Annotated in this window: 13 protein-coding genes; 10 read left to right on the plus strand and 3 right to left on the minus strand. The window is 43.2% G+C overall.

What is annotated here, in order from left to right; translation table 11 throughout:
- Positions 1–100: 100 nt before the first annotated feature.
- From C1X04_RS05090 to C1X04_RS05115, 6 genes are all read left to right on the plus strand, one after another.
- Positions 101–514 (plus strand): VOC family protein, encoded by a 414-nt coding sequence (locus tag C1X04_RS05090; RefSeq protein WP_110571496.1) that lies wholly within the window; start codon positions 101–103, stop codon positions 512–514.
- A complete protein-coding gene (locus C1X04_RS05095) occupies positions 511–1,446 on the plus strand; it encodes a glyoxylate/hydroxypyruvate reductase A (protein ID WP_137169331.1) in 936 nt (311 codons plus the stop codon). The genes C1X04_RS05090 and C1X04_RS05095 overlap by 4 nt, the downstream gene beginning before the upstream one ends.
- A 51-nt stretch (positions 1,447–1,497) precedes the next feature.
- Positions 1,498–1,848, plus strand: a complete 351-nt coding sequence (locus C1X04_RS05100; RefSeq protein ID WP_110571498.1) for a 5-carboxymethyl-2-hydroxymuconate Delta-isomerase — start codon at positions 1,498–1,500, stop codon at positions 1,846–1,848.
- Between the two features lie 34 nt (positions 1,849–1,882).
- Positions 1,883–2,869: a phospholipase A gene (locus C1X04_RS05105; protein ID WP_137169332.1), complete on the plus strand. Its 987-nt coding sequence runs from the start codon at positions 1,883–1,885 to the stop codon at positions 2,867–2,869.
- 160 nt (positions 2,870–3,029) lie between these two features.
- Complete coding sequence (locus tag C1X04_RS05110) at positions 3,030–3,545, plus strand: phosphatase PAP2 family protein (protein ID WP_110572755.1); 516 nt, start codon at positions 3,030–3,032, stop codon at positions 3,543–3,545.
- A complete protein-coding gene (locus C1X04_RS05115) occupies positions 3,542–4,645 on the plus strand; it encodes an MJ1255/VC2487 family glycosyltransferase (RefSeq protein ID WP_110571500.1) in 1,104 nt (367 codons plus the stop codon). Before C1X04_RS05110 ends, C1X04_RS05115 begins: the two co-directional genes overlap by 4 nt.
- Before the next feature lie 38 nt (positions 4,646–4,683).
- Here the strand turns inward: C1X04_RS05115 and C1X04_RS05120 are convergent, their stop codons facing one another.
- Positions 4,684–5,607: a dienelactone hydrolase family protein gene (locus tag C1X04_RS05120; RefSeq protein ID WP_110571501.1), complete on the minus strand. Its 924-nt coding sequence runs from the start codon at positions 5,605–5,607 to the stop codon at positions 4,684–4,686.
- A gap of 227 nt (positions 5,608–5,834) precedes the next feature.
- Here C1X04_RS05120 and folM point away from each other — a divergent pair, with 227 nt between their 5' ends.
- From folM to C1X04_RS05135, 3 genes are all read left to right on the plus strand, one after another.
- Complete coding sequence (gene folM / locus C1X04_RS05125) at positions 5,835–6,557, plus strand: dihydromonapterin reductase (protein WP_110571502.1); 723 nt, start codon at positions 5,835–5,837, stop codon at positions 6,555–6,557.
- A gap of 74 nt (positions 6,558–6,631) precedes the next feature.
- Complete coding sequence (gene folE, locus C1X04_RS05130) at positions 6,632–7,315, plus strand: GTP cyclohydrolase I FolE (protein ID WP_110571503.1); 684 nt, start codon at positions 6,632–6,634, stop codon at positions 7,313–7,315.
- A gap of 128 nt (positions 7,316–7,443) precedes the next feature.
- Positions 7,444–7,719, plus strand: coding sequence for a hypothetical protein (locus tag C1X04_RS05135; RefSeq protein ID WP_110571504.1), 276 nt, complete (start codon positions 7,444–7,446; stop codon positions 7,717–7,719).
- Between the two features lie 76 nt (positions 7,720–7,795).
- Here C1X04_RS05135 and C1X04_RS05140 read toward each other — a convergent pair whose 3' ends face one another.
- The gene (locus tag C1X04_RS05140; protein WP_137169333.1) at positions 7,796–8,998 is read right to left on the minus strand and encodes an MFS transporter; all 1,203 of its coding nucleotides are present in this window, start codon (positions 8,996–8,998) and stop codon (positions 7,796–7,798) included.
- Between the two features lie 199 nt (positions 8,999–9,197).
- Here C1X04_RS05140 and C1X04_RS05145 point away from each other — a divergent pair, with 199 nt between their 5' ends.
- A complete protein-coding gene (locus C1X04_RS05145; protein ID WP_254682334.1) occupies positions 9,198–10,415 on the plus strand; it encodes an MFS transporter in 1,218 nt (405 codons plus the stop codon).
- Positions 10,416–10,424: 9 nt separating this feature from the next.
- Here C1X04_RS05145 and C1X04_RS05150 read toward each other — a convergent pair whose 3' ends face one another.
- Positions 10,425–11,348: a helix-turn-helix domain-containing protein gene (locus C1X04_RS05150; RefSeq protein WP_110571506.1), complete on the minus strand. Its 924-nt coding sequence runs from the start codon at positions 11,346–11,348 to the stop codon at positions 10,425–10,427.
- Positions 11,349–11,472: the final 124 nt, after the last annotated feature.

Here is an 11,472-nt window from a genome sequence, read left to right on the forward strand (position 1 = left end):
AATTTAATGACAAGTATATGAGGTCTCTTTTGGGGCCTCATGTTTACTTTTTCCCTTCGTGCTGTATGTTTTAGTCTCAATTTTTTGTTAGGGGCATAGTATGTCTGCTTTGTTTCATTACGCTTTTCATGTTACTTCTTTGGAAGAAACTCGCGACTTTTATACGCAGGTTCTAGGTTGTACAGAAGGGCGAAGTACCGAGACTTGGATCGATTTTGACTTTTATGGACACCAACTGTCACTGCATCTTGGTGAACCAAGCCCAACGACCAATACAGGGCGTGTAGGAGAACATTTTGTTCCTATGCCGCATTTTGGTTTGATTCTACCGTTGGAGGAATGGCAAAAGGTCGCCAAACGATTAACGGAAGCAAATGTCGCATTTGATCTCGCTCCGAGTGTCCGATTTGAAGGCATGCCTGGGGAGCAATGGACTCTCTTTTTTAAAGACCCAAGTGGTAATGCCATTGAGCTAAAAGGTTTTAAGGATATGGCTCAGGTGTACGCCAAATGATTCCTTTTATTAGTCGAAGTGCTTTATCAGAGCAAGCCGTTTGGGTTGAGGAATTGTCTAAAGCCATGCCTCATGAAGAGATTGCTTTGCTGTCTGAATTAACCGCAGAGCAAAAGCAAGACTGTGATGTTGCGATTGTTGCCAATCCTGATCCTCAAGATTTGCTAGAGCTCCCTTCTTTACGCTGGGTACACAGTGTATGGGCTGGTGTTGAACGTATGGTGCAGGAGCTATCTTCCCCTAGGTTTTCTATCGTTAGGTTAGTTGATCCAAATTTGGCAGCGACCATGTCAGAGGCGGTATTAGCGTGGACATTATTTTTGCACCGAGATATGCCAACTTACGCACAGCAGCAAAGCAAAAAGCAATGGATAGGGCAGCCGATGGTTTTCCCCCAAGATAGACGAATTGGCGTGTTGGGATTAGGTGAGTTAGGCAAATTGAGCGCGCAGCGATTAGCGAATAACGGTTTTTCGGTTTCGGGTTGGAGTCGTAATCAAAAGCAGGTTGATGGTGTTTCGTGTTTGCATGGCGAAAGTGGGTTGATTTCATTATTGAGTCAAAGTGATATCATTGTTTGTCTGCTGCCTTTAACTGCACAAACAAAGGGGCTATTGAATCGCGAGAGATTGGCGCATTTACCTGTTGGGGCAAGTATTATTAATTTTGCTCGGGGGCCGATTATCGATGATGACGCTTTATTGGAAAGGCTAGACTGCAACGCATTGTCTCACGCGGTATTGGATGTTTTTATGCAAGAACCATTGCCGCAAGAGCATCGTTATTGGGAGCATCCTTCAGTCAGCGTATTGCCACATATTTCAGCCCCAACGAGTCCTTCCAGTGCAAGTAGCATTGTTGCCAAACATATCAATCACTATCGATTGACTGCTGAAATACCTTTAGCGGTAGACCCTGTTTTAGGGTACTGATTTAGAAAACCAACTTTTAATTATCAAATCTATCTAAAAATGGAGTTTGCTATGCCGCATTGTATTGTTGAGTACAGCCAAAATTTAGAGCAAGAAGTGCCGCCTGCTGACCTTTTAGAAGCAGTGAAAGACGCATGCATTGCCTCAACACTTTTCTCTGTTGAAGATATTAAGTTGCGCAGCTGCCCGTATAAAAACTTTTTGACCGGTGGTCAGGAAGATGCTTTTGTCCATGTGACATTGAAGGTGTTATCAGGGCGAACGGTAGAGCAAAGAAAGCAACTTTCTCATTTGGTTCTAGAAGCACTAACACAATTTCCACTAAAGAATGTTAGTTTCTCTGTGGAAGTGAGTGAAATGGAAACAGATACCTATGTAAAAAGGGTCGTTCTATCTCAATAACAATGACATATAGGTCGCTTGTAAGGATATATTGATGAAAGCCATTGTATGCTCAATGATGCTTATTCCTAGTTTGCTTTGGGCTGAGACTAATACGGAAAATCTTTCTGAAGAATCAACGCTAGAGCAAGGTGTTAGTCATTCCCAAGAAGAGGTGTCTGAGCCTTATTCGCCAGAAGAACCAGAAGTGCCTGAATCTATTACCCAGCGAGCAAGAGAAGCCAACGGGTTGTTTAAACAGAGAGAAAGCAGAGAAACAGCGACATCCAGCAACCCTTTTGTATTGACTCCCCATAAACCGAATTATTTTTTGCCAATTGCCTACACTTCTAATCCGAATGATCGTGCATTTTTGGGTGATCAAGCGGATTCTGAAAAGTTAGACAGCGTAGAATTCAAGTTTCAGTTGAGTGTGAAATTTCCTGTCGCTTATGACATTGTAGGGCGTGACACCAGTTTGTGGTTTGCTTATTCACAACAGGCATACTGGCAAGCTTACAACAGCGGTATTTCCGCGCCATTTCGTGATACCAATCATGAGCCGGAAGCTTTTATTGTAACCAAGCCCAAAAATGGCTTTTTAGGCATTAAACCTAATTATATCTCCTATGGCTTTAATCATCAGTCGAATGGTCAATCGGGTGACTTGTCTCGTTCTTGGAATCGGTTTTACGTGGACTTCATGTTTGAGAAAGGCGATACCGCTTTTTCTTTCAAGCCTTGGTACCGCATTCCTGAAAGTGCAGAATTAGATGATAACCCTAACATTGAAAACTATTACGGCTATGGCGAATTTAATGTAATTCATGTGATTGATGATTATACGATCGATGTGATGTTAAGAAATAACCTAAAGTCATCGGATAATCGAGGTGCGATTCAAGTTGGTTTTACCTTCCCGTTGTGGGGAAAAACGCGCGGATATGTACAATATTTTAATGGATATGGACAATCTTTATTGGACTACAACCATCAGACACAGTCTTTGGGAATAGGGATTATGCTTACCAATTGGTTATAAAGTGATATCCGTCATACCCATATTAATAAGAGTCAAAAGTGCGAGTAGGATGGTCTGATCGCTTAATCTAGCTGTCACTAAGTTGTCACAAGAATGCCATGGAATGGACATTTTATTGGTTTATGTTGAAAACAAGACAAAAACCAGTGAGGTGATAAGTATGAACCTGCTTCAGAATATCCACGCCGTTGACGTACTAACTTTTTCTTGGTGTATGGCCCGCAAACATAGGGCGGTGTTAACTCGCTTAGGGCGTGCTATTTCATTTTCTGCCGATGGCCCATTTTATGCCGTGGCGGCGCTTTTATTCTGGTTTACTGGCTACAAGGAGCTGGTACTGGTAATGGGTGTGGGCTTTTTGCTTGAGCGCATTGTTTACCTTGTAATGAAAAAAGGTTTTAAGCGCAATCGTCCCGCCGATGCACTGGATAACTTTAGTAGTTTCATTATCCCCTCCGACCAATTTTCTTTTCCTTCTGGGCACACATCTGGCGCATTTTTCATCGCATATTGTGTGTCAGAATGGTTCCCGAGTATGAATCTTATGCTGTATTTCTGGGCTGCAAATGTCGGCTTATCACGCATCTTTCTTGGTGTGCATTTTCCAACGGATACAGTAATCGGCGCCTTGTTAGGTAGCACCTGTGCCGCTGTGGCTATAGGGATGTTGGTATGAAAATTTTGTATGGCGTTCAGGGAACCGGCAACGGTCATATTACTCGTGCGCGGGCAATGGCGGCAGAAATGCACTTAGCGGGTATTGACGTTGATTTTGTGTTTTCAGGCCGACCACCTGAAGACTATTTTGATATGGCAGTGTTCGGTAATTACAGAACATTTCGGGGATTAAGTTTTGTTGCCCGAGATGGTCAGTTGGATCTCTATTCAACGTGTAAAAGAGCAAAGTTTGCTAGATTGTATCGTGACATCCGCTCGTTAGATACGCGCGGCTACGATCTGGTGATTACGGATTTTGAGCCAATAGTGGCATGGGCATCAAGGCGACAAGGTGTTCCCTGTATTGGGTTCGGTCACCAGTATGCGTTCAAATATGACATACCTCGCTATAAGAAAAATCGTGTGGCTCAATGGGTGATGGCGAACTTTGCACCAACAACAACCCAGTTAGGCGCCCATTGGCATCATTTTGGCTATCCTATTTTACCACCACTTATTCACGCTCAAGAGATAAACAATAGGCCAGATTCTGGCTCTGTCTTGGTTTACCTTCCCTTTGAAAACAGTGAAGCGGTGCTGGAGTGGTTAGAAGGTGTGCCTAATTACCGCTTTCGATTGCATTGTAAAGATATTGACCCTGGTGTTTATGGCAATGTGGAAGTCTTTCCATTTGGCCGAGACTTGTTTCAAAAGAATCTTAGTGAATGTGAGTCGGTATTGTGTAATGCAGGTTTTGAATTGAATTCAGAGGCGTTACAACTTGGGCGTCGTATTTTGGCCAAGCCTTTAAAAGGTCAAATTGAGCAGCATTCGAATGCAATCGCCTTAGAATCATTAGGCGTGGCAAAAACGAGTGATGTGTTGAATTCGCATATTATCCAAGAATGGCTCGAAACGAGTCGAGTGGTTCAGATATCGTATCCTAATGTGGCCCGCGCCGTGGTGGATTGGTTGCAGTCTGGAAATGATGTGAGTTTGTCTGACTTATGTGAGTCTTTGTGGCGACAAACCCCTAATGTTCGTGGCATTGATTTTTCGTTACCAGTGAACAAGAGTGCCGCAATAGCCAAGCCTCGAGTGAAAAATGCTACAGCCTAATGTTAGGCTGTAGCATTGTTTTTACGGATATCTAGTGTTTAGCTGTTAAGCGTCTGCTGGAAAAATTCCACAGTACGATTCCACGCCAGTTCGGCATTTTTCTCATCGTAACGTGCGGTTGAGTCATTATGAAAACCGTGGTTGGTTTTAGGGTAAATGTAGGCGGTGTAGTCCACGTTATTCGCTTTTAGTGCTTTTTCGTAATCAGGCCAAGTATCGTTAACGCGCTTGTCTAATTCAGCGAAATGCAACTGCAGTGGTGATTTTATCTTATCTATTTGGGATTTGGCTGGCGTTCCATAAAAAGGCGCACCCGCATGAATGGTATCCGGCATAGCCGCCGCTAACGTATTCGTTAAATAACCACCATAGCAGAAGCCCACCATACCGACTTTACCTGTGCTAAATGAATGGTTTTTGAGTAGGCTGGCTGCGTCCATGAAATCCCCTTCAATTTTATTACCATCTAGGGTTTTCTGCATGGCTCGGCCTTCATCGTCATTACCAGGATAGCCACCTAACGGAAACAATGCGTCTGGTGCAAACGCAATAAAACCTACTTTTGCTAAACGGCGCGCGACATCTTCAATATAAGGGTTAAGACCACGATTTTCATGAGCCACTAGGACAGCTGCTGCTTTGTTGTCTGCATTTACATTTTTGGGCACTACTAAATATCCACGAGCTCGACCATGGCCATTTGGCGAATCATACTCAACATAGCTTGCGACTATGTCTGGATCGTTAAATGACACTTGTTCTGCTAATGCATAGTTTGGTGTGAGTGCCCCTGCAACGACAGAGAGTGTTAAGCCAGTAACACTTAGTGTGCCCAGTCTTGATAGAAATGTTCGGCGATCAATATCACCATGTGCGTATTCGTCATACCAGTCAAATGCCTCTTGCGGAATGCTATCGGTTGATAGTGGTTTCGTTGTTGATTTCTCTGTCAATAAAGTCATTACAATTCCCTTCCTTTTAGCTTATAAAAGTGAGTAACGCATACTTTAGAACTGGGTTCTTAAAAGTGGTTCAATAGATACGCAGATAAAACGTGCTTAGATGATAATAAGATGATCTTTTTTTTGATTGAGTACGTATTGAGATTAGCAGAAAGAAAATATTAGACTAAATCAGGCATTATTATTTGATGCGGTCAACACAGCAAACTTTGTAGGAATGGACGCGAATGATACGTAAAATGCCGATTATTATTACCGGTGGGGGACAACGTTTAGGTCTTGCTTGTGCTAAGGCATTGGTGGCCAAAGGCTACAACGTCATTATCACTTACCGGAAAGCACGAAAAGACATCGCGGTTTTAGAAGAACAAGGTATTACTTGTATACAGGCTGACTTTTCAACTTCTGCAGGGGTTGATTCGTTTACGTCTAATATATTGGAACGGTATTCGGCGCTTGGGGGCATTATCCACAATGCGTCAGAGTGGGAGTCTGAAGAAGGCTGCTCGAATACGGCAATATTAATGGAAAATATGTGGCAAGTGCATGTATTTGCACCTTATCGTATAAATCTCGCCTTTGAAGCATTATTATGTGCGGGCGCTGAGCAAGATGGGCAAGCAGATATTATCCACATGACCGATTATGTGGCTGAAAAAGGCAGTGATAAGCACATTGCTTATGCGGCAAGCAAAGCAGGCTTAGCGAATTTGACCAGCTCATTTGCCAAGCGATTTGCACCACACATTAAAGTGAATAGCATTGCCCCATCATTGCTGATGTTTAACAGTGGTGATGATGACGATTATCGTAGCAAAGCATTGCGTAAATCTTTGCTTCGCAAAGAGCCAGGTGAGCAAGAAGGTGTGCTAGCCGTACAGTACATATTAGACAGTCTTTATATGACAGGTCGAACCTTGTCACTAGACGGAGGACGACATTTGGTTTAATCGCCAAATTAAGACTTCTTTATTTTGAACGCCTTCATGTCATGAGACAGGGTTATGAAACGTAGGACAAAGAGATGGAAGCTAATCTAGCTAAGCAAACCAATTTAAATCGCCTTGAGTTGTCTAGTGAGGCAACCAAAGTGCGTGATGCCCTAATCAAAAGTGGTTTAGAAACCCCTATGATTGATAACGGCCTAACAAGCGAAGAAAAATATCAGCGAATTAAAAGCGCATTTGAAGATGTGGTATCGACTCTTGGGTTGGATCTGACCGACGATAGTTTGGCTGAAACGCCTCATCGTATTGCTAAAATGTACGTAAAAGAGATTTTCTCAGGTTTGGATTATGCCCAGTTTCCAAAAATCACTGTGATTGAAAATAAAATGAAAGTGGATGAGATGGTAAAAGTGAGTGACATCAGCTTTACCAGCACTTGTGAGCATCATTTTGTTACGATCGATGGTTTGGCGAAAGTAGCGTATTTGCCTAAGAACAAGATCATTGGTTTGTCTAAGATAAACCGTATCGTTCGTTTTTTTGCGCAACGTCCACAAGTTCAAGAGCGTTTAACACAGCAAATTTTGGTGACATTACAAGCCCTGCTTGAAACAGACAATGTAGCGGTCAGCATCAATGCTGTGCATTATTGTGTGAAAGCGCGTGGCGTAATGGACGCAAGTTCATCTACTCAAACGACAGCATTAGGCGGTTTGTTTAAACGCAGCGATAAAACACGTGGTGAGTTTCTAGCTCGATAAATGACAAACTAGAGTTGTGTCTATAATGTAAAAAAAGAGCCATTTAAGAATGGCTCTTTTTTTATGGCTTGCACTAGCGCTAGAATGCTTATCTTAGTTGGTAGCATGAATGATATAGAGAGGCGGATATGACCGATAAAAAAAATGTGTGGTTTCCCGCAAAAGACAATGGTTGGGGCTGGGGTAAGCCCGCTACGTGGCAAGGGTGGAGTGTGCTGGTCACCTATTGCTTGGTTGTGATGCTGGTGAGTTTCAAGTTCGATCCAAAAGTTGAGTTGCTCAACTGGGCTATGGCTGTTGTTGTTTGTACGATTGGCTTACTGGGTATGTATGTCTGGAAAGGCGAAGCACCAAATTGGAAATGGAAAACCATCGAAAAAGAGAAACGTAAATGGTTTAAGTAGCCGCATATTACTGATCATTTTAAGAGCGGAAAGCCTAAAATGATCAGTAAGGGAAACGCTGAGCACTTTAAGGTGTTTATTGTTCCAAGGTATCTCGTTTTAATAAATTGGGGAACAAGTACATCCATAATCCCACAACCGCAATGGTGCCAACACCGCCAACTATAATCGCGGGCACAACGCCAAACCATGCTGCGGTGACCCCAGACTCAAACTCTCCAAGTTGATTCGAACTGCCAATGAAGACAGAGTTGGCTGCGCTGACTCGGCCCCGCATGTCGTCAGGTGTTTCTAATTGAACCAATGTAGAGCGTATGACCACGCTTATCATGTCTGATGATCCAAGCAAGACCAGCGCGATCATAGATAAAATAAGATTTTCAGATAGCCCAAATAGAATTGTCGCCACGCCGAATACGGCAACCGCAGCAAACATGATTTTGCCCACGCTATGGGTCAAAGGTCGGCGTGCCAAATAGATAGACATGAGTAAAGCGCCAACCGCTGGTGAACACCTTAGTAAACCAAGCCCCCATGCTTCGGTATGCAAAATGTCTTTTGCCACAATAGGCAGTAAGGCGGTAGCACCACCTAATAACACCGCAAACATATCCAGTGATACAGACCCCAAAATGACTTTATTACCTCGGATGAAGCGCAGCCCACCAAACAAATGCTCCATACTTATAGGAGACTTAGTTTCCACGATGAAGTTGTAATGTAAGAAAAACATAATCACGCAAGAAACTAAAAAGCAGCTCATGCTGGAAAGGTAAAGCGTGGTTGGTCCAATTAGGTAAATTAAGCCACCAAGCGCAGGACCCGCAATCACCGAGATTTCACGTGCAGAGGCGATGGCGCTAACAGCGCGTGACAATAATTCATTGGGTATAAGATTTGGAAGAATGGCTTGATTTGCTGGCATTTCGAATGCCCTTGCTGTGCCAAGAAGCGCGGCACAAAGGTAAATCATATTGGCGGAAATGCTGTCAGTGATATTTCCATAGGCCAAAATGCCAACCGTCATCGCCATGGTAAAGCGTGTACAAACACAAATAAGGCGACGGTTATAGCGGTCTGCTACGTGACCAACAACCAGTGTTAGTAGTAACTGTGGGAGAAACTGGCAAAGTCCCACTAGCCCCAATGCCATTGGGCTATTGGTGAGATCATACATTTGCCATCCAATACCAACACTGAGCATTTGAAAGGCAAATGAAGAGGCGATTTGCCCAATCCAGAAGTGAACAAAATTAGGGTGTTTAAACAGTGGTGGCATGGACTTTTTATCGCCTTATTCGTGAATGCTTGCACAGATTGAGCCATAAATTTTACCAAGAATATGGTAATATAGTCGTCTGCTTTATCAGGATGATAAATTGCCCTTAAGAAACTAACAAGCTTATACCCCAAGCCTGTTTTAAGTTAATCGACACTATTTGTAGATTAATCGATCAGTTTGACACTAAGGAATCACATTGGATACCTCTCAAAATCCTAATACTTTTAATGAAAAAATATCTCGCTGGCTCTTGCTGTCTTGTTTGATGGCGGTGGGAATCGGGCAATCGTTTATTTTCACCTCGTTGCCACCTATTGGTCGTGAGATTGGTTTGGCTGATGTTCGAATTAGTACACTCATCACAGCGGGCGCAGCGACATTTGTAGTAGCTGCTTTTCTATGGGGCGGTATTATTAACCGAATTGGTCGAATGCGTTCTGTCATTATCGGGATGAGCAGTTACGCGGTGACGATTGCCTTAACCGGTTTTGTTCTGCAAGAAGCGCTCGCTAGAAATTTGTCCGCAGAGCAAACCTATTATTTTGTGTTTGTATTACGTATTGTTTTTTCTCTTGGTATTGCGGGGGTTTTGCCTTCTATTCAAACCTATTTGATTGCGCATACTGATATCAAACGCCGTAGTTCAACAATTGCGATGATCGGTGCATCTTTCAGTATAGGAATGATTTTAGGTCCTGCCTTTGCTTCTTTACTGAGTAGCTTAGGATTGACGGCGCCTTTTTATATCATTGCTCTTTTGGCTGGAAGTGCGGCGTTGTTGGTGGTGTTGTTCGTAAGAGATTCTAAGCATGTTCGACAACGAGAAAAACCACCGGCAATAAATTGGCTTGCTCAGCCCGTCATGCCATTTTTGTTTATGTCCTCTTTATCGATTTTATCAATGACTGGCGTACAGCAAATCATGAGCTTTTTGATTCAGGATAGGTTTCAATTAGACGTCGCGCAAACGACTCATCACTTAGGGTTTGCGATGATGACCATGTCTTGTTTTAGTATTTTAGTGCAAATGATCTTGGTTCCACGATTCCAGCTAGGTGTTGTCACGCTTATGTTTTCTGGTGTGGGGATTGGAGTGCTTGCACAACTGGCGTTTATCTATTTGGATTCGTATACAGGTGTGCTGATCGCGATGGGGTTATTTGGTGCAGGTTTTGGCTTCTTATTTCCTGGGATAGTGACCGCACAAACTCTCTTGGTAAAAGATGAACAACAGAGTCGTTTGGCCAGTATGAACGCATCAATGCAAGGGCTGGGCGCCGCGCTAGGTCCGGTTATTTTGGCGTCACTGTATCAGCTAGGTCAGTTGGTGCCATTTTTTGGGCTGATGTTTGCGTTACTCTTTATGCTGGTGGTTTTTGTTTATTGTAAACAGAAACTAAAACATGTTTTTTAGCCAATTCTTTTAGGAATTGAGTTTGGCTTGAGTGACTTGTCTTGGGGATATCCCAAAGTGTTGATGAAAGCGTCGACTAAAGTGGCTCAAGCTTAAATAGCCCACTTCATAACTTACCTCTGTCACTGAACGTTTTTCTTGTAAGCGTTCATAGGCACGGCTCATTCTGCGCTGGTGCTGATACTCTAACGGTGTACAACCAAGTTGTCGTTTAAAGCTTTCGTAGAAACGGCTGCGACTCATGCAAGCCATCTTAGCCAGTAAGTTAATATCCATTGGTTGGGCGAGATTTTGTTCAATCCATTGGATGACGCAGGTTAAGCCTGTTGCGTCAGGTGAATGCTGCGTGAAACGCAATAGGGCATCTCTACCATGATGCCTAATAATGCGAGTAACCAACTCACTAACGCCAAAATCAACAAGCAAGTCTCTGTCTGGGTCATTGCGTAGAAAGTCACTGGTAAGACGGTCGATAATTTGTTGGGTAGCTTGAGTATGTAATGTATGTAGATGTTGGTTTGGGTCGATAGGGCTACCTGAAGGCAATGCGGATACCATGATGTCATTCATGCGGTCACATATTTGCGCGACTCTTTCTTGTGAAATAGCGATGGTCAAACAAGTGGTTGGGTTCTGGTACTGAGCCTCTGGGAAATCGATAAAGACTTCCTCTTCAGGCGCTAAGATGAAAGATTCGTGGGGCAGAAATGGAATATTGTCATGCTCTTTGGTATGCATGACCTTTGCTCCAGTGACCATGCCGCAATAAAGCAAGGTATCGGCTTTTAAGCTGACTTTTTGGGCCTGCTCATAGGTATCGTAAATACTCAATTCTGAATGTGGTCCTGCGAAGCAGACACGGTTTTCGATCAGTTGAATTGGCGCACGTTTGTGTTGCATCAATGTTTTCTCTGTCGAGATAGAGCGACTCATTTACACACCCCTTTCGTCTTAATATTTTTTATTCTAATTGTGTGACGTAGCGAACTCTCTTCTTATAATCACTCTTGGTTGCTTATGGGTCAATACAAAAGCAGAGCAGAAATGGATTGCTAGA

Source organism: Marinomonas sp. FW-1 (assembly GCF_005222245.1).
GTDB lineage: Bacteria > Pseudomonadota > Gammaproteobacteria > Pseudomonadales > Marinomonadaceae > Marinomonas > Marinomonas alcarazii.

Coding starts and splice junctions, on each gene's coding strand:
- C1X04_RS05090 (WP_110571496.1), top strand. CDS start 101: ATGTCTGCTTTGTTTCATTACGCTTTTCATGTTACTTCTTTGGAAGAA.
- C1X04_RS05135 (WP_110571504.1), top strand. CDS start 7,444: ATGACCGATAAAAAAAATGTGTGGTTTCCCGCAAAAGACAATGGTTGG.
- folM (WP_110571502.1), top strand. CDS start 5,835: ATGATACGTAAAATGCCGATTATTATTACCGGTGGGGGACAACGTTTA.
- folE (WP_110571503.1), top strand. CDS start 6,632: ATGGAAGCTAATCTAGCTAAGCAAACCAATTTAAATCGCCTTGAGTTG.
- C1X04_RS05120 (WP_110571501.1), bottom strand. CDS start 5,607: ATGACTTTATTGACAGAGAAATCAACAACGAAACCACTATCAACCGAT.
- C1X04_RS05140 (WP_137169333.1), bottom strand. CDS start 8,998: ATGCCACCACTGTTTAAACACCCTAATTTTGTTCACTTCTGGATTGGG.
- C1X04_RS05110 (WP_110572755.1), top strand. CDS start 3,030: ATGAACCTGCTTCAGAATATCCACGCCGTTGACGTACTAACTTTTTCT.
- C1X04_RS05150 (WP_110571506.1), bottom strand. CDS start 11,348: ATGAGTCGCTCTATCTCGACAGAGAAAACATTGATGCAACACAAACGT.
- C1X04_RS05105 (WP_137169332.1), top strand. CDS start 1,883: ATGAAAGCCATTGTATGCTCAATGATGCTTATTCCTAGTTTGCTTTGG.
- C1X04_RS05115 (WP_110571500.1), top strand. CDS start 3,542: ATGAAAATTTTGTATGGCGTTCAGGGAACCGGCAACGGTCATATTACT.
- C1X04_RS05100 (WP_110571498.1), top strand. CDS start 1,498: ATGCCGCATTGTATTGTTGAGTACAGCCAAAATTTAGAGCAAGAAGTG.
- C1X04_RS05095 (WP_137169331.1), top strand. CDS start 511: ATGATTCCTTTTATTAGTCGAAGTGCTTTATCAGAGCAAGCCGTTTGG.